This is a genomic window from Megasphaera sp. ASD88 (assembly GCF_002287425.1).
GTDB classification, from domain to species: Bacteria; Bacillota; Negativicutes; order Veillonellales; family Megasphaeraceae; genus Megasphaera; species Megasphaera stantonii.
The window spans coordinates 76,554-101,520 of record NZ_NQXW01000006.1 but is presented as its reverse complement, the minus strand read 5'-3'; the positions used below and the strand labels follow the sequence as shown (position 1 = coordinate 101,520).

Sequence of the window (24,967 nt, the reverse complement as noted above, 5' to 3'; positions counted from 1 at the left end):
TAAGCTGTACAATCTTTTCAGACATGGTTTGCTTGCTCCTTTCAGAATGGTGTGTCGCGACTTCATTCTACCAGAGTTCTGCAAGCCATGTCTCTTTTTATTTTTGCGAAACTTATTGTACCTTATCACTCATAACCATGCATGATACAAAAGGAAGCCCAGTCTGCATCACGCAGCGGGCTTCCTTTTGTATTTCTTTATATTTCTTTCAGCATTTTTTTCGGATTATCGCCAGGCCGAACTTTACCGAAAGCTTTGACGATTACGCCGTCTTCATCAATTAAATATGTCAGCGCTCGATGCCCATGTACTTACGGCCGTACATGCTCTTTTCCACCCACACGTCGTATGCCTGAATCACCGTCAGCTCCGGGTCGGACAACAGCGTAAAGGGCAGGCCGTAAGTTTCCTCAAACTTCTTATGCGACGCCACGCTGTCCTTGCTGACGCCCAGTACGACAGCTCCCTTTTCCTCAAACTGGGGATACAATTCAGCAAATCCGCAGGCCTGCTTCGTGCATCCCGACGTGTTGTCCTTGGGGTAAAAATACAGCACGACCTTCTTCCCGGCAAAATCGCTCAACGATACCATAGTACCATTCTGATCCGGCAAGGTAAACGCCGGCGCTTTCGTCCCTACTTCTAACATATTCCAGCCTCCTTATGTTTGTTTTTAAGATTTTAAAAGCTTTTCCACAGGTTCCAGCAATTCCGGATGGCGTAAAATCCAACCCGTTATTTCACAATAGGCATCTCTTTCCTTCTTAAATTGCATGCTGTCATGTTCAACAGGCACCTCATCGCCAGTAACAATTAACTGCTGAGAGATTTGTTCTCTATAATCGCCTATTCTATCTTTTGTCATCCAATGCGTCGGCGTCACAACTCGATCAATCGGTTTAAAGAAAGACTCCATGAGCGAATAGTATTCAAACCCTTTCGGCGCAATCGCTTCAAAAATAGTCGGCAATATATTCATATGTCCGCCAATCGTATTATTAGCAAACATATCTGGAGTAAATTCTCGATGATACATGGCAAAGGACGTAGCAAATTTTTCCCTTAACGTTTCCGTTGTCCGTTTTATAATGCTGCCGTCATAATTATATACACGCCGCGCATGATCGCCCGTTGCAATAATAAGGCTGTCTTCATATGTTTTCTGCATTTCTTCAATGAAGGAAAACATCGATTTATCCGTATACCAGTAAGTTCCCATATTAACCATCATCGTTTTATTCCGACGCAGTGATTCCGGCGCATCGGGCATTATTTTGTCAGGATCCCATCCATATTTCTTAATAGGAATCGTATACGGCCCATGATTTGACGTAGTATATACAAAATGAAAGGTAGGCTGGACAGTCATATCAGCTTTAATTCGCTTAGCAACTTCCTCCAAAAACAGATGATCATAAATCCCCAGCCAAGTTGACGGCGTCCCCTTCGCACAAATATCCGGTCCTCCATAGGCTTCATCAAAGCCGATAGCCCTCGCAAAATTACCGATACTAGCCCAAGACAAGCTGCCTCCATACCATAAAGAGGTACGATATCCTAACTTTTTTAATTGCAACGGCAACGATGTCCTAAGACTATTATGCCAAAATTCATTCGTCTCATTTATTTCCAATTGGCAGTCGTAAATACCAGCCATGAGACTTGTAACTGCCGGCTGCGATATCAGTCCTGCCGGCAAAAAGTTTTCTACTTTAAATGTATGTGGATTATTTCTAAAAAGCTTTCCTCTATCAGTCAAATGCAATACATCAAAAAATTCATCTAACATAGATTGAGTATAACTTTCTCCTACAACAAAGAAAATATGTGATGGAGTATGTATACGAGGACCCGCAGCAATATGCTTAAAATTCTTTAAAATCAGCTTGTCACTTTCTGTGCTTTTAAGAATAAGCGGTTCCATAATTTTTTCAGATGTAGCATCATCATGAGTCAGAATAGTCTGCACAGGATATTTTAATGCCATTTCCAAAGCAACTAAATCATCAACAACAGCTTTCGATAAAAAATCATCCTCTTTTACAATAGTAGGGATAGTGTCACGTTCAGGTTTGTTCGCATGGCGCAAAGTTCCGCCAAATCGAAAATAATAAAAACCTATAATGCTGCAAAGAACTACCACGACATTAAACAGATATTGTATCCATGGATCATTAAAAACAGGATAAGGAATACTCGGCACAGATAATAATACTTGCGTTGCCAAAACACAAAATCCAACGTATGGAATATATCCTAATAAAATAAAAAAACCATGATTTTGATTGAAAAAAATATCTAAAAAATTCATCTTATCTGCATTTTTTCCTAGTTTCACCAATGAGTTAAAGATGTCGTGAAAATGATAATAAAAAATCATTTTTCCCATAAATGCAGTATATAAGATCACCATATATGCCGTATTTAAAACCAGACGAACCTCATCACTGACAGCATAATAGGAGCTAACAAATGCAGCCGGAATACTGACTACAATCATGGAAATCAAAAAGACATATGCATTGAAATCCATTCCCCACCAAAAGCCAAACTGAAAGCAGCGGATTATCCTTTTTGCGTCGTGGGCCAATCTCTTTTTAGGCCGATACACGCCAATAAATGCCAAACGAAATAAAGCGCATACGACAGGTGCTAAAACTGCTAACTTGATATCTTGCTGAATTCCTAAAAAGAAATACTCAAACATGTTATGCCTCTTTTCACAGATATAGTTACATCCTCTTTTCAAAACAGTATTATAGCACGAACAGAGGCAACTAACAAAACATTAGTTGCCTCTGACATCACATTCTATAATGGTCCTTATACCACGCAGCAAATTTTCCCAATCCCTCTTCAATACTCGTGTTGGGCTTGAAATCAAAATCTTGTTCCAATTCGCTTACGTCAGCGTAGGTCTGGTACACATCGCCGGGCTGCATCGGCAGATACTCTTTTTCCGCCGTCTTGCCAAGAGCCTGTTCCAATACTTCGATAAAATGCATGAGCCGTTCTGGCTTGTTGTTGCCAATATTATATACCTTATATTTGTCGCCGGCTTTATTTTCTTTCGGCGGATTGCACAGCATGTGCTCAATGCCTTCGACGATATCGTCTACATAGGTAAAATCGCGGTACATATCGCCGTGATTGTAAATCTTGATCGGCTCGTTTCGATACATCATGTTGGCAAATTTAAAGTAAGCCATATCGGGCCGGCCATACGGGCCGTATACGGTAAAGAACCGCAGCCCTGTCGCCGGGATGCCGTATAAATGGCTGTACGTATACGCCATGAGTTCGTTCGATTTCTTCGTCGCCGCATATAAGCTGATGGGATGGTCTACGTTGTCCGTCGTCGAAAAGGGCGTTTTTTCCTGATTGCCGTATACAGACGAGCTGGAAGCAAACAGCAGATGCTGCACGGGATACTGACGGCATGCTTCCAATATATTAAAGAAGCCGACGATGTTCGAATCAATATACGCCCGCGGGTTGTCGAGGCTGTACCGCACACCGGCTTGGGCCGCCAAGTTCACAACGATATCGGGCTGAAACGATTTAAACGCAGTGGTTACAGCCTGTTCGTCCGCTAAATCGCCCTTGATAAAGGAAAAATTAGAAAATGCACGTAACACGCCCAACCGGTTTTCTTTCAGCGACACGTCGTAATAGTCGTTCATATTGTCAAATCCCAGTACGACGGCGCCCATTTCCAGCAGCCGCTTCGCCAAATGAAAGCCGATAAACCCGGCGGCTCCCGTAATAAGCACCTTTTTAGTTATGTCAAACGCCTGATATGCAGCCATAATATATTCCTCCATCTAATCGCGGTCAAATAAATCCCGCGTATACACCTTATCCTTCACGTCGGCCAGCTCGTCGGACCAGCGGTTGGTCACGATGACGTCGCACATGTCCTTGAAAGCACGCAAATCCTTGACGACGGGCGAACGGAAAAAGTCATCCGCATCCAACGTCGGCTCATACACGACGACGGGAATCCCCTTCGCTTTGATCCGCTTCATGACGCCTTGAATCGCCGAAGCGCGGAAATTATCGGACGCCGTCTTCATCGTCAGGCGGTACACGCCGACGACGCGGGGGTTTTTAGCGATAATCATATCGGCAATATGATCCTTTCGCGTCCGGTTAGCCGCTACGATGGCGGAAATCAAATTCTGCGGTACGTCGCTGTAATTCGCCAGCAGCTGTTTCGTATCCTTCGGCAGGCAATAACCACCGTAACCAAAAGACGGATTGTTGTAGAAATCGCCGATACGCGGGTCGAGACATACGCCGCGGATAATCTGCTCCGTATGGAGGCCCCGCATTTCGGCATACGAATCAAGCTCATTGAAGTACGCTACGCGCAGGGCCAAATACGTATTGGCAAATAATTTAATCGCCTCGGCTTCCGTAGAACCCGTAAACAACATGGGAATATCTTTCTTTACTGCTCCTTCAGCCAAAAGATTGGCAAATACGCGGGCCCGTTCCGAATCCTCACCGACGACGATGCGCGACGGATGAAGGTTGTCATACAAAGCCTTTCCTTCGCGGAGAAATTCCGGCGAAAACATGATATTATCCGTATGGTACTTCTTTTTAACGCTTTCCGTATATCCCACAGGGACAGTAGATTTGATGACCATCACCGCCTGAGGATTAATGTCCAGCACTTCTTCAATTACCGTCTCTACAGACGATGTATCAAAGAAATTTCTATCCGTATCATAATTTGTCGGCGTAGAAATAATGACAAAATCAGCATCTGCAAAAGCTTCTTTAGCATCTAAAGTCGCCTTAAAATGCAGGTCATCACGCTGTAAAAAAGCAATAATATCTGCATCAACAATAGGCGACCTTCCTTTATTCATCATTGTTACCTTTTCCGGCACAATATCTAATGCAACGACCTCATTATGCTGAGCCAACAAAAGGGCATTGGAAAGGCCAACATATCCAGTCCCGGCAATTGCTATTTTCATACAACCAACTTCCTATCTTTATAATTTATTTTGAATCTTTAGCACACTATACCAAAATAAGCATTGCAGCCGCTTCATGGTATTTCCTTTTTTATGATACACTTCGGCTAATTTTTTAAAACTATGATAAAACTCCGGTTTCTTAGGCGGCATAGGATCAGGCATACTCGGCCAGAATGAAATATCTAAGTAGTGCCGCCATAATTCATCATCTTCATCCAGTACAATTTCCCACGGCTTATCTCTTCCTGAATAGTGAATCAAAATTCCTTGAACACTGAAATCTTTGTTTTTATGATGAAATAATTCCGGAATTGGTTTCATATTACCTTCTACCACTAAATTTAATAAATCTTGTGTTTGACCTTTAAATCGCCGTGGATCAGCACCTTGGTAAGAAAAGACTTGTTCTGTAATCTTCTGTTTTATCCATTCATCTACTTGAATCCACATCAATCCATCAGAAAAATAAACATCCTGCTTCATTTTCAAAAATGCAACTCGATCTGGTGTCGGATAGGTTAAAGCCCCTATTGCCTTATCTCCCAAATCAATATTTAAAAATCGCCTTAAACTACCAACACAAATCATATCTGAATCTAAATACAAATAATATTTCGTATACTGACGCAATATCCAGGGCATAACGATGCGAATATAGGTCACACGAGAAAATCGTTTTACTTTTATATGGAAATCCTGGTAAATACTCATATCCATGACATATAAATAGATATTACATTTATACTTTTCTGCTGTTTTACGCAGATTTTCTTTATTATCTTCGCTATATACGTCCACAAAAACATAGAAATTAAAGGCAATATCATCATTAACCTCTAAGATAGATGTAATTTCTGCACCTAATGGCTTAAAAAATGGGTCATTTATATTAAAACAAACGTGCATTCTGTCTCGGGATTCATTTGCATCCATATATTTAAAATCGTATTTTTCGGTATATAACTTTGCTGACTCAAAATACGCAGTTGTAAATTTATTGTTCATATACATTACCTCGATTTCAATTTATATAACAAATATTTTACATATGCATTACATGCCTTTTTATACTCACCAGCATGCCGATACATATCGGATAAATATCTCCATTCAGTATATGACTTGGGTTTATCATATGGAACATTTTTCCATGGAGATTGTCCTGCACAAATTCTCCATTGTTCATAATACGAATATTTCCAAGAATGCTCTTTATCGCCAAAGCAATAATTACTATCCCATAAAGTAGTATATAATTTCCATGGCTTTTTACTCCCAGTAAAATGAACAATTTTTACTTTATTTTCATCAAATTCATGGTTCCGAACAGACATTGTGCAATTATACTGACTAGCCGTATCACATATCACCTTATCTTCCAATAATATATTTAATACATCCTGATCCATATATTTATAATTTTCTTCTCTAGCTAATTGGATTGCTTTATTTCCAATATCCTGCCTTATATATGTTGGAATATTAATTAACATCATTCCAGAATTAAAATAGCGATTTCCACGCATGCCAAGAAAAGCACAATAACGCTTCCACCATTCAGGTATAGACGTAAACCCTTTGACTACATAAGCAATATTTTTCTGCATATCGATAGAAAATAATTCTTCAATATTCCCTTTGCACAACATATCAACATCTAGATACAATACCTTAGTAACCCCTTCTTCCTCCAATACATATGGCATTAGCAATCGATAATATGCTGTAATACTTATATTTTCCGTCTTATGTAAATCATATAGCATTTCATCTTTCATAAAGTATATGATAATCGGAACATGAAATTCCTCAGATAAATATTGAATTTTTGTCTTATTTTCTAAATCAAGCTTCCCTCGAAAAAATATATGAAATGCAAAGCGCGAAGGATTATTTTGCAGTATTGAAAATAACAGCACTCCCATCGCCCGAACAACATTTTTATCTGTACAAACAGCAATACTATATACTTTAGAATAATCAGAAATCTCATTAAAAGCAATTTTTTTCATAATATGATTCATGACAAAAATTCCTCACTATCAGCATCAATAACTTTAATGTTTCTGCTTTTTATTAAGTATTTAAATTCTAATCTCCTACGAAAACTCAAATTTTCTGATATAAAACAATATAATTTATCTTTCATGCTTTTAATTTTATATCCATCATTCGTTGCTCTGACGAAATGAAATAGCTCTCTTGCTAACTTCTTATATAAAAGATGTAAAAAATACGTATCCGAGAAGCCATCGGCTTGTAGATCATGAATAAGTTTATTAGTACATATACAAATATCTAACGGCCTTCGGTTACCTGACCGTGTAATGCTCTGGGGATTCTGGCGATAGTAATATAATGGTTTATCAATAATCATCATTCTTTTACTACGATATAAATACATCCCAGAGACATAATTATCCTGCGAATGACATCTTTCCGGAGACAGAATCCCTTTCACAATATCTTTTTTATAAACAGCATTCCATACAACCTTGCAAAGGAATTCATCAAAGTATCGTTTAAAAACATCTTCATTAATAAAAAGCTGATTCTGAAATTCTTTTTTGGGAGAAAGGATTTCTTTTTTCTCTCCATCAGAAAAAAACGCGGCACATCGAACCATGTCCAGCTTATGTTTCTGCAATATTCGAAGCAGTTCATCATACATGTGTATATCAAGCCAATCATCACTATCAACATACGCTACATATTGGCCTTGAGCAAGGTCCGTTCCAACATTTCTCGCCCCGCTTAAGCCTTGATTTTCTTGATGCACAACCCGTATACGTGTATCCTTAACTGCATATTGATCACAAATCATACCACTACGGTCAGTAGAACCATCATCAATTAACAGAATTTCTAAATTTTCATAAGTCTGATTGATAATAGAACTTATACATTGATTCAAGTAGGTTTCTACATTATATACCGGAACAATAACAGACAAAAGCCCTGCGTTAGTCATTATTCATTTCCACCCCATACCTAATTAAGATATTTCTAGTGAATTAATAAACTTATCAATATTATAAAGATTATCAATTTCTTTTTTTATCTTATTATCTTCCCAATCCCACCACTTTATTTCTAACAACTTCCTGCAAATTTCCTTATCAAAACGATATTTTAAAATTTGATCTGTGTTAATAACAACTGCATATGGAGGGACATCTTTTCGCACAATACTTCCTGCACCGATAACAGCCCCATCACCGATAGTCACATCTTGAAAAATCATTGAATTACTTCCAATCCATACATCATTCCCTATATGAATTGATTGAGCAGGATGCCGTTCTTCATACGTCATATTGTTCATCATCCGAAAAGATGGATTCGCCAAAATAGGACTTGTTGTCACATAATGAATATTATGCGTATTCGTCGGAACCAACAAAATATTTTTTCCTATAGAAGTAAACGCGCCAATCGATGCAATCATATCAAACGGGGACATATTTTGCCAACCATATGTATATTTGCCAATAGATACATTCTTATATTTTTTCAGCCAATATCGGATTAAATCTTCCCGATAACCATATTTTTTTCTAGACCAAGTGTATATCGACTTGGGTGGATTCGTCGTCCCTCGCACATATCGCAAAAAGCTACAACTTACTTTTTCAAATGTAGATACCATATACCTTCTCCACTTCCACGTATTATAATACAAAAGTGACGCAATTCTTCTTTAATTGAAAGTATCTTTTTGGGACAATGCTTTCAGCTGCATCATGATCGCTAAAATAAACCAGAAAATTCGCACGCCAGAAGATAGATCCATCGTATATTCAACTTGACCAAAAATACAAATATAGCTAAGAACAGTTGTTAAAATGAGTAAATCATAGGGATTTTTATCTTTTTTCCATCTACGAAAACTTGTCATGACAAAATAACCTGTAAAATATAATAGTCCGGCCATACCAAGAGTTCCCGTTTCCGCTAACAAATGGAAGAAATTGTTATGCGCATGATTTAATCCCTGTGTATCATCAGCAGTCCGGTAATAAGTTTTATACGTTTTGCTAAATTGGCCCAATCCTATGCCTGCAATTGGATGATCTTTATACATTTCAATACAAGCTTCCCACACAACAATTCTATCCCCATTAGACCGATCTGTCGTTATGTTTGTTATGGAAGCAAAACGCGCAGTGTACTGTGGCTGAGATGCAAAGAAAGCACCAAAAGCAATAAATAATCCAATAATAATACCTAAGAATTTTTTATTACAAACAACATACCTCCAAGCTGAAAAAGGAACTAATACCATATTAGAAAGCCAGGAACCTCGGCTTTTATTGCAAAGAAGCCCTATGCAAATACATAGCAAAGTAAACGCAGAAACCTTCTTCAGCCGTCTTTCAAATGCTGAGTCAAATAATATGACTACTGCCAACGGCATCATAATACACATCAAACTGGCAATGCCTAATTGACTGCCGCCAAGCCCCCACCCTCGTCCATTATCACTTAAATCAAATAAAACCTGAACCAGCGTAACTAAACAATCAATACCAAAAACAGCGGTAAATACAGTCAGCATGTTGACTAAATAATCACGTCGGCGAATACAGAAAAGTATTATAAGAAATACAGCATATCTCCAAAACCACATTTGTAAAAATTCATGCATTCCCTTAGAAAGATCTCCGGAAAATAATGCAGCTGGAAGCGTACTTAACACAAAAATGCCATACGCAATGCAATATCCCTTTGTTTCTTCCGGGAAAGAGAGATAGTCTCGTTGCTTATAAAGTAAAATAATGCCAAATAATAAAGCTAATCCATTAAATACCTGGCCTGCCGCCATGGAAAGACGGGTTAGACACACCATACAAGTAATACACACAGCAATCGCAAAGGTTAACCGCTGCGGAGTTAGGGTTGCTTTCATTAAAAATTCTCCTCAATAATTATAGTATATGAGTCCAAAAATGAGCCCATTTCATACGCCATTCCTGCCGCCGAATACTTTTCCCCTTCATATCTTTTCCCGGCTGCGGCATAGACACATCTTTAAACTCAGTGTATTGCAAATATGTATAATACAAGGAATTAAATAAAGAGCTTACAGAAAACTCCCACGGCTTGTATCGGCCAGCCCAATGAAATACTGCCGGCGACTTTAATGCCTGGACCGCTTCTTTTCTCATATCACTGCAAAGAAATACCTTGAGAGGCAATGAAAATACTGGCGGAATGATATTCCAGCGCAGCGGCAACGGAAGCCAGTGATTTTGAAATATCATATTGAGTCCATCTTGATCATGATGTCTGAATTGATTGGAAGAAATGCAATCTATAACGGCTTGTCCGTATTGCTTTTCTCGCCACTGCACGGTGTCAATTACGAGCATTCCTGAATTAAAGTATGGTTTTCCTTCAGACAATCCGATCGTTTCTCTTTTTTGCCGACGCATTCGTTTAGACGCCATAATGCCGTAATCGCACACAGCACCTAAAGGGTATCCCTGCAGCGATATATTCCACAGCGTTTCTACATCATCCAACACCACTAAATCAGTATCAAAATAAATCGCTTTTTGAACATGTTCTGGCAGCAGCTGCGGAATTAAAAGACGCAAATATGCGGCCTTGCTTAAATGACCGCTCACAAATCCCTGTAATGCCGCACTATCTGCCTCAATAAAGGAGATATGCCCCCCTAGAGATAAAACCGTTTTCTCAATACGGCTGCGCTGCGCCGCCGCTATAGCATCACTTAGCACGTAAATATCTATATGTTCAGGATAAGACGCATTTTTTAATACAGACGCGCAAGCTACAGCCACGTGCTGAGCATAATTATTGTCTGATGCCAATACAATAGAAATTCTATCCATGTGCTATCCCTCTTTATGATTTATCTGCATCTCATACAGCTTAACATATTTCAGCATTGTATAAAAGGCGTGCTGACCACAAGAAAGGATTCCCATCCATCCATCTAAAAAGGCCTTTTTTATCAACAAAGCCCGCAATCCGCCAAAAAAGGAATGCAGAAAAGCGCTGCTCAATGAAGTCCGCTTCCCAGACTCATAACGTTCTTTTGCCCAAATCGTCGTATAGTGATCAGCCTTTTCCAACCACTGATGCCAACTTTCATACGTATAATGGTCTACTCTCCCTGTCAGCATTTTCCTTGGGGAACGGCATTCTGCATGTTCATGAACTTTTCCAACCCAAATTACATCTTTTCTTAGAAACATGCGATATACCGTATCGGGTGCAAAAATGCCATGATGAAACCGATATCCATTGAATACCATATGACGTATCATGCCGTACTGCCCTGCCTCATTCTGCGCCGCAATCTGTTTAACATGCTGGCACATAGCATCATCCATACGTTCGTCAGCATCCAAATACAACACCCAGTCAGCCTCCGTCTGCGACAAAGCAAAATTCCGCTGGGCAGAAAAGTCTCCATCCCAGGCCCGAAAAGCTACTTTGGCCCCTTCTTGCTCCGCTAATTCTACCGTCCGATCCGTACTGCCCGAATCTATGATGACGACTTCGTCCGTACACGTCTTGGCGTTACGAACGACGTCTACGATATTATCCTCTTCATTTTTCGTCAAAATCAAAATAGCTAATGAACTCATGCTGCGACTCCTCAAACCGTACTTAATACGCTTTTATCATATTGTATTATAGCATATTTGCCGCTTATACACTACATAAATTGCACCATCGGCCCGACTCTGAATGGGACAAAAATTTCATTCTCTCCCCGAGTTTTCAGCCATATCGAGCAATGTGCTCCGTAGTCGCACCCTTCAAAACATGCCGTTTCATTTTTTCTGGCAAAAGAAAAAGCAATGACTTAATGAGACATACTCCCTTGCCATTGCTTCTAAATATATTTATATGATATTATGTTGTTTCTTTTTCTATACGGCAGGTATGCTTCTTGCTTCCTCGGTCATACGTAATGCCGACACATAGGATATTTCCTGTGTAATCCTGCAAAGCCCCCGTATACTGTTTATCCCGTATTTGCCGAAGCGCCGTATCGGCAGTGCTATCCCATTTCAGTTCCACGACCATAGCCGGCTTGTCGGCATATTTTTTCTTCGGCAGAAATGCCATGTCGGCAAAGCCTTTGCCCGTCGGCAGTTCGCGGATAACCGTATAGTACTGCCTTGCGCTGTAGTAGGCCAGCGAGACGGTATAGCTCAACGCATTTTCATCGTTATATTGCAGATGGGACGTATTCAAGTGCGCTTCCTCCATGCCTTTCGCTACGGCTTCTTCGTCGCCGTTCCACGTAGCCTGGAGAAGCTTGTCCGACTGCAGCACGGAATGAATAATTTCTGACCACTGGGACACCCGCGTCGCTGTTACGTATTCGCCCATGATTTCCCGATTAGGAATAAAGACTTCCTTCGTATCGAAGTCATAGCCTAAATACCCCAAATGAACGAGCAAGGTCAGCACGTCGTCAGCCGAATGGAAGGTCGTCATATCGTTGACAAAGGACCGCGTGTCGATTTTCTGCCGCCCGCCGGCCATGAGCTTGACAACGGTATCCCGCAGACCTGAGAAGTTCATGTCGATATAAATTTTCAACGCTTCAAAGGTCTCCGTTTCCGTCCAGTACGTATCTAATATACCGCTTTCCATCGCCGATACGACCGAGCGGGGATTGCATATAGACGTCATATCTCGAAATTGGTATCCATCATACCAGCTCATGGTTTCTTCATAATCCATATGATACTGTTCGCACAATTTCCGAACTTCTTCTGCCGTAAAGCCTACAAACGGCGTTAGCTCCCGCGGATTGGTCATGGAAAACTCCGTAAACATATTCAGCGCCGAATGGGTCCCATACTTTTTGATAGGCAGTATCCCCGTCATATAGGCCAAGCCGATATAGGCTTTGTCCTTGAGCCAGCCACGCAGGAAATCCAGATACTGCCGCTGGGCCTGATAATCGTTTCGGTATTCGCGGAAGATGCAGTCCCATTCGTCAATAATGACGACAAAAGGACGCTGCGTTTCTACAAAAACATCGTCCAAACACCCAACCATATCCGTACGATCAAAATAAGAGATATGGGAATATTCCCGCAATACATCATGCAGTATTTTTTGCTTCAGCAAATCCAACATATCTTTCATGGTCTGACTGCAACTCAAAAATTCCTGCATATTAATAAATAAAACATCGCACTGGTTGCAATACATAGCAAACGCCGCATCGCCAGCGATCTCTAATCCCTGAAAAGCAGCCTCACCGTCTACAGTTCGGTCATAATACGCTGATATCATATTGGCCGCCATAGACTTGCCGAATCGCCTGGGACGGCTGACGCAGATAAACCGGCTCTCCGTATCAAAAACCGAATTCAGATACCGAATCAGACCGCTTTTATCGACATATATGCGGCTGTTTCGCGCCATTTTAAATTTCCTGTCTCCCGGATTCAAATAAATACCCATGGTCGTCCTCCCGTTATGACATTGGTTACGAGTACGTTAACCGACATACTTCATATTGCGTACATAATATATGTATATAGTATCAGCATCAGCGGCAAAATTCAACGACGGTATGGCATGAAAAAGCAATGACACTCAGAATACTCCTCCTGTCATTGCTTCTAACCGATTTCTACCCCATATTACATGGTTTCTGTTTCTATACGGCAGGTATGCTTTTTGCTGCCTCTGTCATACGTAATGCCGACGCAGAAGATATTTCCTTTGTAATCCTTCAAAGCCTCCGTACAGTGTTTATCCCGTATTTGCCGCAATGCCGTGTCGGCAGTACCATCCCATTTCAGTTCCACGATCATAGCCGGCTTGTCGGCGTATTTTTTCTTTGGAAGAAATGCCATGTCGGCAAAGCCTTTGCCCGTCGGCAGTTCGCGGATAATCGTATAGTACTGCCGCGCGCTGTAATAGGCCAGCGAGACAGTATAGCTCAAAGCATTTTCGTCGTTATACTGCAGGTGGGACGTATTTAAGTGCGCTTCCTCCATGCCTTTCGCTACGGCTTCTTCGTCGCCGTTCCACGTAGCCTGGAGAAGCTTGTCCGACTGCAGCACGGAATGAACGATTTCCGACCACTGAGAGACCCGCGTCGCCGTCACGTATTCGCCCATGATTTCCCGATTGGGAATAAAAACTTCCTTCGTATCGAAATCATAGCCCAAATACCCCAAATGAACGAGCAGGGTCAGCACGTCGTCGGCTGAATGGAAGGTCGTCATGTCGTTGACGAAGGACCGCGTGTCGATTTTCTGTCGTCCGCCGGCCATGAGCTTGACGATGGTGTCCCGCAAGCCGGAGAAGTTCATGTCGATATAGATTTTCAACGCTTCAAAGGTTTCTGTTTCCGTCCAGTACGTATCTAATATGCCGCTTTCCATAGCCGATACGACCGAGCGGGGATTACATACCGACGTCATATCTCGAAATTGGTATCCATCATACCAGCTCATGGTTTCCTCATAATCCATATGGTACTGTTCGCACAATTTCCGAACTTCTTCTGCCGTAAAGCCTACAAACGGTGTCAGCTCCCGCGGATTGGTCATGGAAAATTCCGTGAACATATTCAGCGCCGAATGGGTCCCATACTTTTTGATAGGCAGTATCCCCGTCATATAGGCCAAGCCGATATAGGCTTTGTCCTTGAGCCAGCCACGCAGGAAATCCAGATACTGCCGCTGGGCCTGATAATCGTTTCGGTATTCGCGGAAGATGCAGTCCCATTCGTCGATAATGACGACAAAGGGGCAATTCGTTTCAGCATATACATCACCTAAGCAACCTATCATATCAGCTCTGTCAAAGTATTCCACATCAGGATATTCCCGCAGTACGTCATGCAAAATTCGCCGTTTCAGCAAATCCAACATAGATGCCATATCCATGCTTCGACTCAAAAATTCCTGCATATTGAGGAATAACACATCGCACTGATTTCGATAGGTATCAAAATCCGCATCGCCGGCAATATCTAATCCCCGAAACACCATGCTGCCGTCTACAGTCCTGTCGTAATATGCCGACAACATATTGGCCGCCATGGATTTTCCGAATCGCCGGGGACGACTGACGCAGATATACTTATTGGATGACTTGAATATACGATTTGTATAGGCAATCATACCGCTTTTATCTACATATATAGCAGAGCGCAGCGCTTCCTGAAATTTGTCGCTGCCTGGATTTAAATAGATTCCCATGGCTCTCCTCCATCATGAATACGTTACCGATATTGTTACGCTTACCATTACGCTGATTGATATTGTCCTGTTACGTATATAGTATCAATATTGGCGGCAAAATTCAACGACAGCAGGTATAACAAAAAGACTACCCATTACTGAGTAGTCTTTTGTATATAACCTAAGGATTCGATTAGAATGCGAAGTTGAATTCTGCGCGAGTCATTTCTTCATCATTCTGGCCTTCACCAGTTGTGCTCTTATCTTTGTAGTCCGAAGCAAAGGACTGCATAATGCTGAACTTAGCGTTCTTAGCGAATACGTAGTCGATACCTACGCCCCAGGATTCGATATTATCGATCTGGCCGAAGTTTCTCCAAGAACCTGTAGAGCCGCCGAGCCATGCGCCGTCTTCAGCATCGAGGTATTCAACCCAGATATCCCAAGACTTCGGCTGAGCCATGTTGGCTTTACCATACATAAGGCGAGCAACCCACATTTCCGGATCACTTACTTTATTACCAGTTGTTAAGCTGTAACCATTTTTGTCAACACTTTCATAGTTAACGAGGAGATTCCATTTAGAACCCATGTTTACACTAGCATATGCACCCCAGAGATTATCTGCATCAGTATAGAAGTTAGCATCATCTTGATCTCCATCGGCACGGCTGAACTGGTTATAATATGCACCTACAGCGGAACCATTACCAAAGAAGCCTTCGATTTCACCATAGCCAGTTTTAACGCCATCTAAGTCCCCATCACCGGTAAGAACTTGACCAGCCCAATTGGTACCCAATGCCTTTTCAGCTATCGCCTGACCACCGTTTTCTTTAAATTTACCATAACCAGCCGTTACAGCAAAGCTGTCGTTCTGATATTTCAATTCAGCGCGGTCAAATACATCGCCATATTGATAACCATAGGAGCGGGGACCACCGAGGAAGTAAGCATCAGTACGTCCAAGGCTGAGGTTCCAGTTCGGGCTGCCGAAATTGTAATCAACTTTGATGATATCTGCATATACATCATTTTCGCCATCATGAGCAGCACCGTTGCTGCCAAAGCTCTGGTTATCAGAAGACAAACCCACCGTAGCGGTTACACGGTCATTAACCTTAGCCTGACCGCGGAGACGGATACGATAATCCCAAGAATTATCGTTCTTCATAGAGCTATCATTCTGGTAACGATAACGGAGACGAGCATCTCCGGTGAATTTGATGTTGCCGACTTTGTTTTCGAGGTTCGATACGCGAACGCCGAGGTTGTTCAATTCGTCAGCATATTCATCAGCCAATTTGTTAATCAAAGCGCGCTGTTCAACAGAAGCTTTGTCCATGTGAGCCATAGCTTTTGCTACCATTTCAGCTGCTTCATAACGGGTGATGTTGCGCTGACCTTGGAAGTATTCGCCGTCTACGCCCTGGATGACGCCTGCGTCAGCCAATTCTACTACGGATTTGTATGCCCAGCTGTCCGTCGGTACGTCGACAAACGGGTTAGCTGCGAATGCACACGTTGCGCTTACTGCCATCGTTGCTGCCAATGCTGCTAATACTTTTGCTTTCATTGTGAAATGACCTCTTTTCGATAAAATAATGTAAAATAAGCCTTACATCGTTACGTGCGAGCGTCCCATATACGCTGCAAGGGGTCATTGGCGAGTTGTCCTAGTTTCCTCTCTCTTACTGCCTCACATTGTACCATGTTTCACTCTATACGAGTCACGCCTACAATATATCGTACCGCAACTCTATGTATCATTTTACCAGAAACTCTTTACTTTGTCAAAAAACAGTAAACCAAAAAGTAATTTTTAAACTATACAGGCCAGGAAAATTATTCATAAGCAAGATAGGCTTGTACTATTTTTAACTTTTTTCACATATTCCTCTGCAGCATATCCATAAATCCGTCTTAAGAATATAGAAGAAATCGTATGGATATTAGGTCTCTGTACTCCTCTTTTCATGCATACCGCAAGTATAATTTCTATATATCTTTTCTAACAGCGTAAAATCACAACAGGTATGATGTAACACATGATTGCTGTTACATCCAAATTTATACAATTTATATGCTAACTCATGAATCTGCTCCGCATGCTTTCTGCAATATCCGCGCTCGATTTCCAACAATCTCCAATATTTTTCATCCGTTTTTCTGATCTGTTCAAAATTCAATTCCGACAAAACACTATGGCCGAGAACATAAATGACAATCGTACAGTCGAAAGGATAGTCCCCATACTATTTTTGATAGCAAAGGAGGTTCTGAACTTTTTAGTATTCGAAGATATAGGCGCAAAATAATTGGCATCATGAATCTTCAAGACAATGCCGCAAACAAATTTAGTATGCCCTGCATATCCTATATTGGGAACTTTAAGCTCATATCGCTGTAAATAGGTCATGTACTCTTGAGCCACATGATAAACCGCATAGATATCCTTTCTAAAAAAAGAGGCAGACCATCGGCCTGTCCCTTTTCAAATTAAGTTCTCACTTACGGCAGAGATTCACCAGTATTACTTGTCTTTCTACTGTCATTATACTAAATTCCAGAAAATACAAGCACATTAGCAAAAAGACCGCCCGTTGCCGGGCGGTCTTTACTTGTTTCCTAAAGGACGGAATTAGAATGCGAATACGAACTGAGCGCGAGTCTGTTCTTTTTCAGCTTCGTTATTGTATCCTAATTTTTGAGAGTCTTTTCTATCCGTTGCAAAGGACTGCATTACGCTGAACATAGCATTCTTAGCGAATACATAGTCAATACCTGCGCCCCAAGAGGTGATATTATCCATCTGACCGAATCTCCAGGAGTTCGTGGAACCGCCGAGGAATGCACCGTCTTCTGCATCAAGGTATTCTACCCAGATATCCCAGGATTTCGGCTGGGCCATATTAGCTTTACCATAGGTTACCTTGCCAATCCATACTTCCGGATCGCTGACATCGTTACCGCTGTAATAGCCAATACCATCACGGTTTACCTTTTCATAGTTAGCAAGGACGTTCCACTTGGAACCAATGTTTACGCTAGCATATACACCCCAGAGATCGTCTGCATCCAAGTATTCACTAGCATCACCATTATTTTCAGCACCGCTACCACCAGCACGTGTAAAGTTATTGTAATATACGCCAGCTGCAGAACCATTGCCGAAGAAACCTTCAATCATGCCATAACCAGTTTTCAGGCCATCAAAGTCTCCATCATACCCTGCATATCTGCTATCCTGTTCAAAAGCAAGTTTGCCGCCTCTTACGAAGCCTTCGCCGTTATCTTCTTTAAATTTACCATAGCCAGCCGTTACAGCAAATTTACCGTTGTTGTACTGCAACTGAGCACGGTCGAATACATCACCATACTGGTAGCCATAAGAACGAGGACCACCGAGCATCCATTCAGCTTCACGGCCCAAGCTGAGTTTCCAATTCGGGCTGCCGAAATTGTAATCCACATTAATGATATCAGCAAATACATCATTTTCAGCATCATGAGCTGCGCCATTGCTGCCAAAGCTCTGGTTATCCGAAGACAAGCCAACCGTTACAGTCGTACGGTCATTGACCTGAGCCTGGCCACGGAGGCGGATACGATAATCCCAAGACTTGTCATTATCCATATTACCGCTCTGATAACGATAACGGAGACGAGCATCGCCAGTAAATTTAACGTTGCCGACTTTATTTTCGAGGTTCGATACACGAACGCCGAGGTTATTCAGTTCGTCAGCATATTCATCAGCCAATTTGTTGATCAAAGCGCGCTGTTCAACTGTAGCTTTGTCCATGTGAGCCATAGCTTTTGCTACCATTTCGGCTGCTTCATAACGGGTGATGTTGCGCTGGCCCTGGAAGTATTCGCCGTCTACGCCCTGGATAACGCCTGCGTCAGCCAATTCTACTACGGATTTGTATGCCCAGCTGTCCGTCGGTACGTCGACAAACGGGTTAGCTGCGAATGCACACGTTGCGCTTACTGCCATCGTTGCTGCCAATGCTGCTAATACTTTTGCTTTCATTGTTAAATGACCTCTTTTCTAAAATATAAAACGATAATTTACGTTACAGTCGAGCCATATATCGTTCGTTTTAAGGGGTCATTGGCGAGTTGTCCTAGTTTCCTCTCTTTTACTGCCTTAAAACTCAACAGATATGCGCTCTATTTAGCTGCACCTACGCCTAAAGCGTACCTCAGCTTTGCCTATATTGTAACGCAAAATTTACTTTTTGTCAAAATTCTGTAAACTTTTATTCATTCCACACCAGACAACGGCATGATACTGCACTTTTCACATAACATTTTTCAGGCTGCGTCTCATAGCGGTAAAAACACTGATTCATTCAGTAATCTATACTTCAATAGTCTCTCCGATATAATATCTCCAGCAATTTATCATTTTATTAGTCGAATTATTAGTCGAAAAGCATAAATCCTTATTCTTCAAAAACATATTTCAAATAATCACATTTCTCTTGCCATACATTACTAGCAATTTAATTAAGATTAAAATTTAGTTAAAAATGAAATGCCGCGAGTTTCACCTACAGACAATGCGAATCCATCTATGCTATACTAAACGCGTTGCTTGTACTTCCTGAAATTTCTGCAACAGGAAGGAGGTGCGCCATGTTTGAGATTGCGGTCTCCCTGTTACTTTCTATCGCGGCAAATGTGATATCTTATTACATTTGCAAATGTCTGGATAGAAAAGGATAAGCAGCCAGACTGGCCGTCAGCGTTCGGCATAGAATAAACGTTAAAACCCCTCCATAGATACCAGCTATGGAGGGGTTTGTGCGTCATGGCAAATTGCGTTCTCCCTTTTGCCTGTCTTTAGTATAACAGGAAATTCAGAAAAGGCAAGGCTAAATATAGATATTTTCGAGCTATTTAACTGAGTTTTCATGCAAAAGAAGACCGCCCGTAGTTGAGCGGTCTCCGTGTATATAGCTGCAATGGAATTAGAATGCAAAGGTAAATTCTGCGCGGGTCTGTTCTTCCGGATCGGAATCGTTGCCGTCTTTGATATCCGAAGCAAAGGACTGCATAACGCTGAACTTCGCATTTTTAGCGAAGACATAATCAATACCGGCGCCCCAGGAGGTGATGTTATCCATCTGTCCAAATCTCCAAGAGTCCGTCGAACCGCCGATATCAGCGCCGTCTTCGGCGTCAAGGTATTCAACCCAGATGTCCCAGGATTTCGGCGTCGACATGCTAGTCTTGCCATACATCAAGCGACCGATAAACATGTTAGCACTGTCATCGTTCGTAACCTTCGAAGCGGTTTCGAGGCTGGTGTTTTCATACTGAGCCAGGAGGTTCCATTTGGAGCCGAAGTTTACGCTAGCATAAGCGCCCCAGAGGTCATCGGCGTTAAAGTCGCCGACTACACCGTCGCCGGTTGCATTGAAGTCATTATAGTATACGCCGGCAGCCGAACCATTGCCAAAGAAGCCTTCGATTTCCGCATAGCCAGTTTTTACGCCGTTAATGTCAACCTCCTTGCCATTACGCCATCCGCCGTCTACTTTGCCAGCCGTATTGCCTTCTTTAAATTTACCATAGCCAGCCGTTACAGCGAATTTATCGCCGCGGAACTGCGCTTCTACGCGGTCAAATACATCGCCGTATGCATAACCGTAGCCGCGGGGGCCACCGATTTTATACTTATCCGTACGGCCGAGGCTGAGGCCAAAGGACTTGGTATTGTAATCGACTTTGATATCGTCGGCAAAAATATCACTTTCCTCGCTAGCTTTACCATTGTCAGCAAAGCTCTGGTTATCAGTGCTGATGCCCAATGTAGCCGTCATGCGGTCATTGATCTGCGCTTTGCCGCGAAGGCGGATACGATAATCCCAAGAACTGTCGTTATCTTTATTGCCATCCTGATAGCGATAACGGAGACGAGCGTCGCCAGTAAATTTGATGTTGCCGACTTTGTTTTCGAGGTTCGATACGCGGACGCCGAGGTTGTTCAATTCGTCGGCGTATTCGTCAGCCAATTTGTTGATGAGAGCCCGCTGTTCCACCGTTGCCCGGTCCATGTGAGCCATGGCTTTCGCTACCATTTCAGCAGCTTCATAACGGGTAATGTTGCGTTCGCCCTGGAAATATTGACCGTCGACGCCCTGAATAATGCCGGCATCGGCCAATTCTACAACAGATTTGTAAGCCCAGCTGTCTGTCGGTACGTCGACGAAGGGATTGGCCGCAAAGGCGCAGGTCGCGCCTACAGCCATCAGTGCTGCTACAGATGCTAATACTTTGGATTTCATTTGGAAAACCTCTTTTCTTAAAGTTAAGTACTCTTCCTATCTCGTTACATGCGAGCGTCTTTAGGAAAAAAGAAAAGGGTTCATTGGCGAGTCATCCTGGTTTCCTCTCTTTTACTGCCTTTTCTTGTCTTTCTATTCCGCTCTTTTACAAAGAGACGCCTGCCCAGGATTCATTCCCGGCACCGCTCTTTTCGTAACTTAGTATACCGAAAGTCCGCCAGTACGTCAAAACGGCTGAAAACCGCATCACCATGCGATTTTCAGCCGTTTTTACACGCTTATTACAGAGATTTTTCTGTTTCTTTTCCTACATTTTACGTAAAAGACAATGGCTCTTTTTGTCTCTTAGAAGAAGAAATTTAACTCTACATCGGTAAATTCGTCAGGGTCTTTCAAGCCGTTTTTGCCTTCAGTACCAAAGGTTTGTCCTACTGTCAACACTACGTTTTTGCCTACGGCATAATCAAATCCGACGCCCCACGAGGTAACGCCGTTGAGAACACTGTCGTCGCGCCAGGAGTTCGTCGCCCCGCCAATAAGTGCTCCTTTTTCCGCGTCGATATATTCTAACCAGGCATCCCAAGAGCCTTTCTGTTCTTCGCTGACCGATCCATAGGTAACCTTTCCAATCCAGACCTTCGGATCGCTGACACTGTCATCTGATTTATCACGGCTGATGCTTTCGTAGTTTGCTAAAAGATTCCATTTCGAACCGACATTTACGCTGGCATAAGCGCCCCACAGATCGTCGACGTCATAATAATCGGCAGCTGTCCGGTCGCTTCCTCCGGCAGTAGAGAAATCATTGTAGTATACGCCGACAGCCGAGCCGTTGCCGAAGAATCCTTCGATTTCACCGTAGCCGGTCTTTACACCGTCCAATGTCAGTTCGCTGTCGCCGGCGATGTCGCCTTCCTTAAATTTACCGTAGCCAGCCGTTACGGCAAAGGAATCGTTCTGGTATTTCAATTCGGCCCGGTCAAATACGTCGCCGTATTGGTAGCCATAGGCGTTCTCGCCGCCGAGGACGTACGTATCCGTGCGACCCAAGCTCAAATTCCAGTTCGGGCTGCCGAAATTGTAATCGATTTTGATGTCATCGGCAAATACGTCGGCATTTTCACTGGCCGCGCCGTTGCCGCCAAAGCTTACGTCACCTGTACTGATGCCCACTGTCGCCGTCGTACGGTCATTGACCTGGGCTACGCCGCGGAGGCGAATACGGTAATCCCAGGCATCATCATTTTTCAAGCCGGCATCACTGCTGTGCTGGAAGCGAACGCGGGCGTCGCCGCTGAATTTAATATTGCCGACGCGGTTTTCTAGATTCGACACGCGGACGCCGAGGTTGTTCAGCTCGTCGGCATATTCATCGGCAAGCTTGTTGATAAGGGCCCGCTGTTCCACCGACGCCTTATCCATATGAGCCATCGCTTTAGCTACCATTTCCGCCGCTTCATAGCGGGTAATGCTGCGCTGGCCCTGGAAGTACTGGCCGTCGACGCCCTGAATGACGCCGGCGTCAGCTAATTCTACGACCGATTTGTAGGCCCAGCTATCTGTCGGTACGTCAACAAAGGGATTGGCCGCAAAGGCGCAAGTCGCGCTGACTGCCATAACGGCCGCTAAGGATGCGAATACTTTTGATTTCATGATGAATTACCCCTTCCAAATGAAATATGTTTTCTTTTTTTACATTTGTCAGATGGGTATCGTTCTCAGCAATTTCAGTGACGAGTGCGCCTAGTTTCCTCTCTTTTACTCTTGTGAAAACGATAGACTCCGGCAATATGCAAGGCATGTATGCATTTTCATTACCTTGGTGACAACCAAATTATACAAGAATAATTCTCATAAGTCAATAGACATTGATTCATTTTATCATTTATATTGTTCGCATGCAAAAAAAGACCAGCCCGCACACGTCAGGCTGGTCTTACGTCTCTATTCAACTATGATGGGTCTATTACAACGGCTGATGTACCGTCGGTTTGAATCGCGTAGACATGGGGTTCGTTTCCGGCGTCAAGTTCTTCATCTTGCCCAGCTGATCGGACTTGTCGCTGAAGTAGGTATGAAGGGCCCATTCGGCCATTTCCGACAGCGGTTCATCAAGGAAGAGCTTGTACAATTCTTCGATTTCCGGATTCTGCCAGCTGGCTTTGATATCCGTTTCTTCGTCCGATTTGTACAGCGAGGCAATGCGGGCTTCGTTGACCTTTTTCACCTGAGGCAGTTTGACCTTAGGCTGGCCGCCGCCGCCGATACAGCCGCCGGGGCAGGCCATGACTTCGATAAAGGAATAGTTTTCGAAATCGTTGTTTTTGATGAGGTCGTCGATAAAGGCGCGAGCGTTGGCCAAGCCGCTGATAGAGGCGACGTGAAGTACGAAATGGCCGAAGGCGACGCTGGCTTTTTTGACGCCTTCCTGGCCGCGGACTTCTTCAAAGGGAATGAAATCCTTCGGAGCCGGACGGCCTGTAAACAGGTGGTACGCCGTGCGGATAGCCGCTTCCATAACGCCGCCGGAGTTGCCGAAAATCTTGCCGCCGCCAGACGATTCGCCGAAGGCGGTATCGAACTTGCTGTCTTCCAAGGCAGCAAAGTCGATATTTTCTTCTTTAATCCAGTTCGCCAATTCACGCGTCGTAATACAGATATCGGTGTCGCGCATTTCCGGAACATCCCAGAAAATAGACGAGCTGTTGAATTCAGGACGAAGAATTTCCGCTTTTTTCGCCGTACAGGGCGTAACACAGACGTTGACGATCTTGCCCGGGTCGATATCTTTCTTTTGCGCAAAGAAGGTCTTGATGACCGGGCTCAAAATGCTGATCGGGCTCTTCGTCGAGGATAAATGCGGAAGGAGATCAGGATAGAAAATTTCAGCAAATTCTACCCAAGCCGGGCAGCAGCTCGTAAACTGCGGGATAGGGATTTCTTCGGACTGGAGGCGGTGGAGCAGCTCCGTCGCTTCTTCCATGATCGTCAGGTCGGCGCCGAAATCCGTATCGAATACGTAATCGCCGCCAAGAGCCCGCAGGGCTGCGACCATCTTGCCTTCAACGAAAGTCCCCGGCTCCATGCCGAAGGATTCGCCAAGGCCGACGCGGACGGCCGGAGCCGTTTGGAAAATAACGATTTTATCCGGATCCTGAATTGCTGCTTTTACTTTTTCTACGTCGTTTACTTCCGTAATAGCGTCAAAGGGGCAAGCTGAAGCGCATTGACCGCAATGGACGCAAATCGGCATATCGCCCGTACTTGCCAAACTGTAATAGTCCATGATGCTCTGCGTGTTGGAGCAGGCTCGGCGGCACAATGTGCAATTTTTGCACTTAGTTTCGTCAAATTGAACGGCACAGTTGTGTTCATCTATGGGAACGCGCCGCTGAAGTTCTTTGAATCTGGAACGGAATACAGACATCTTTTTCTCCTTTTTGTAAAAAATATTTACATGCAAACTATGTAATCA

The 24,967-nt window shown here is 43.1% G+C and carries 19 protein-coding genes and 1 pseudogene; all 20 read right to left on the bottom strand.

All coding sequences use genetic code 11. The features are described from left to right. Positions 1-197: 197 nt before the first annotated feature. Positions 198-649: pseudogene (bcp, locus tag CJ260_RS05550) on the bottom strand (thioredoxin-dependent thiol peroxidase). 24 nt (positions 650-673) lie between these two features. Further along, positions 674-2,707, bottom strand: coding sequence for an LTA synthase family protein (locus CJ260_RS05545; RefSeq protein WP_095629496.1), 2,034 nt, complete (start codon positions 2,705-2,707; stop codon positions 674-676). Between the two features lie 97 nt (positions 2,708-2,804). Further along, positions 2,805-3,809: an NAD-dependent epimerase gene (locus CJ260_RS05540; protein WP_095629495.1), complete on the bottom strand. Its 1,005-nt coding sequence runs from the start codon at positions 3,807-3,809 to the stop codon at positions 2,805-2,807. A 15-nt stretch (positions 3,810-3,824) separates the two neighbouring features. Continuing rightward, a complete protein-coding gene (locus CJ260_RS05535; RefSeq protein ID WP_095629494.1) occupies positions 3,825-4,991 on the bottom strand; it encodes a nucleotide sugar dehydrogenase in 1,167 nt (388 codons plus the stop codon). An 18-nt stretch (positions 4,992-5,009) separates the two neighbouring features. Then, positions 5,010-5,999 (bottom strand): glycosyltransferase, encoded by a 990-nt coding sequence (locus tag CJ260_RS05530; protein ID WP_157949708.1) that lies wholly within the window; start codon positions 5,997-5,999, stop codon positions 5,010-5,012. Positions 6,000-6,004: 5 nt separating this feature from the next. Next, positions 6,005-7,018, bottom strand: coding sequence for a glycosyltransferase family 8 protein (locus tag CJ260_RS05525; protein WP_095629492.1), 1,014 nt, complete (start codon positions 7,016-7,018; stop codon positions 6,005-6,007). Then, positions 7,015-7,965: a glycosyltransferase gene (locus tag CJ260_RS05520; protein ID WP_095629491.1), complete on the bottom strand. Its 951-nt coding sequence runs from the start codon at positions 7,963-7,965 to the stop codon at positions 7,015-7,017. Before CJ260_RS05520 ends, CJ260_RS05525 begins: the two co-directional genes overlap by 4 nt. Positions 7,966-7,989: 24 nt before the next feature. Then, positions 7,990-8,643 (bottom strand): CatB-related O-acetyltransferase, encoded by a 654-nt coding sequence (locus tag CJ260_RS13365; protein ID WP_095629490.1) that lies wholly within the window; start codon positions 8,641-8,643, stop codon positions 7,990-7,992. Between the two features lie 51 nt (positions 8,644-8,694). Next, positions 8,695-9,903, bottom strand: a complete 1,209-nt coding sequence (locus tag CJ260_RS05510) for an O-antigen ligase (RefSeq protein ID WP_095629489.1) — start codon at positions 9,901-9,903, stop codon at positions 8,695-8,697. 19 nt (positions 9,904-9,922) lie between these two features. Beyond that, positions 9,923-10,852: a glycosyltransferase family 8 protein gene (locus tag CJ260_RS05505; protein ID WP_095629488.1), complete on the bottom strand. Its 930-nt coding sequence runs from the start codon at positions 10,850-10,852 to the stop codon at positions 9,923-9,925. A 3-nt stretch (positions 10,853-10,855) separates the two neighbouring features. Further along, positions 10,856-11,614 (bottom strand): glycosyltransferase family 2 protein, encoded by a 759-nt coding sequence (locus CJ260_RS05500; protein ID WP_095629487.1) that lies wholly within the window; start codon positions 11,612-11,614, stop codon positions 10,856-10,858. Between the two features lie 271 nt (positions 11,615-11,885). Beyond that, on the bottom strand, positions 11,886-13,457 hold the full coding sequence (locus CJ260_RS05495; protein ID WP_095629486.1) for an AAA family ATPase: 1,572 nt from the start codon (positions 13,455-13,457) through the stop codon (positions 11,886-11,888). A gap of 182 nt (positions 13,458-13,639) precedes the next feature. Further along, a complete protein-coding gene (locus CJ260_RS05490; protein ID WP_095629485.1) occupies positions 13,640-15,211 on the bottom strand; it encodes an AAA family ATPase in 1,572 nt (523 codons plus the stop codon). A 175-nt stretch (positions 15,212-15,386) separates the two neighbouring features. Next, complete coding sequence (locus tag CJ260_RS05485) at positions 15,387-16,769, bottom strand: S-layer homology domain-containing protein (protein WP_095629484.1); 1,383 nt, start codon at positions 16,767-16,769, stop codon at positions 15,387-15,389. Between the two features lie 376 nt (positions 16,770-17,145). Further along, positions 17,146-17,391, bottom strand: coding sequence for a type III toxin-antitoxin system ToxN/AbiQ family toxin (locus CJ260_RS13410; RefSeq protein ID WP_369831706.1), 246 nt, complete (start codon positions 17,389-17,391; stop codon positions 17,146-17,148). Then, entirely contained in the window at positions 17,379-17,627 is a 249-nt protein-coding gene (locus CJ260_RS13405) for a type III toxin-antitoxin system ToxN/AbiQ family toxin (protein ID WP_369831704.1), read from the bottom strand. The genes CJ260_RS13410 and CJ260_RS13405 overlap by 13 nt, the downstream gene beginning before the upstream one ends. A gap of 207 nt (positions 17,628-17,834) precedes the next feature. After that, positions 17,835-19,229 carry an S-layer homology domain-containing protein gene (locus tag CJ260_RS05470; protein ID WP_095629481.1) on the bottom strand — a complete coding sequence of 465 codons (1,395 nt, stop codon included), beginning with the start codon at positions 19,227-19,229 and terminating at the stop codon, positions 17,835-17,837. 943 nt (positions 19,230-20,172) lie between these two features. Further along, positions 20,173-21,492: an S-layer homology domain-containing protein gene (locus tag CJ260_RS05465; protein WP_095629480.1), complete on the bottom strand. Its 1,320-nt coding sequence runs from the start codon at positions 21,490-21,492 to the stop codon at positions 20,173-20,175. Positions 21,493-21,837: 345 nt separating this feature from the next. Continuing rightward, on the bottom strand, positions 21,838-23,145 hold the full coding sequence (locus CJ260_RS05460; protein ID WP_095629479.1) for an S-layer homology domain-containing protein: 1,308 nt from the start codon (positions 23,143-23,145) through the stop codon (positions 21,838-21,840). Between the two features lie 313 nt (positions 23,146-23,458). After that, on the bottom strand, positions 23,459-24,919 hold the full coding sequence (locus tag CJ260_RS05455) for a [FeFe] hydrogenase, group A (RefSeq protein WP_095629478.1): 1,461 nt from the start codon (positions 24,917-24,919) through the stop codon (positions 23,459-23,461). Between the last annotated feature and the right edge of the window lie 48 nt (positions 24,920-24,967).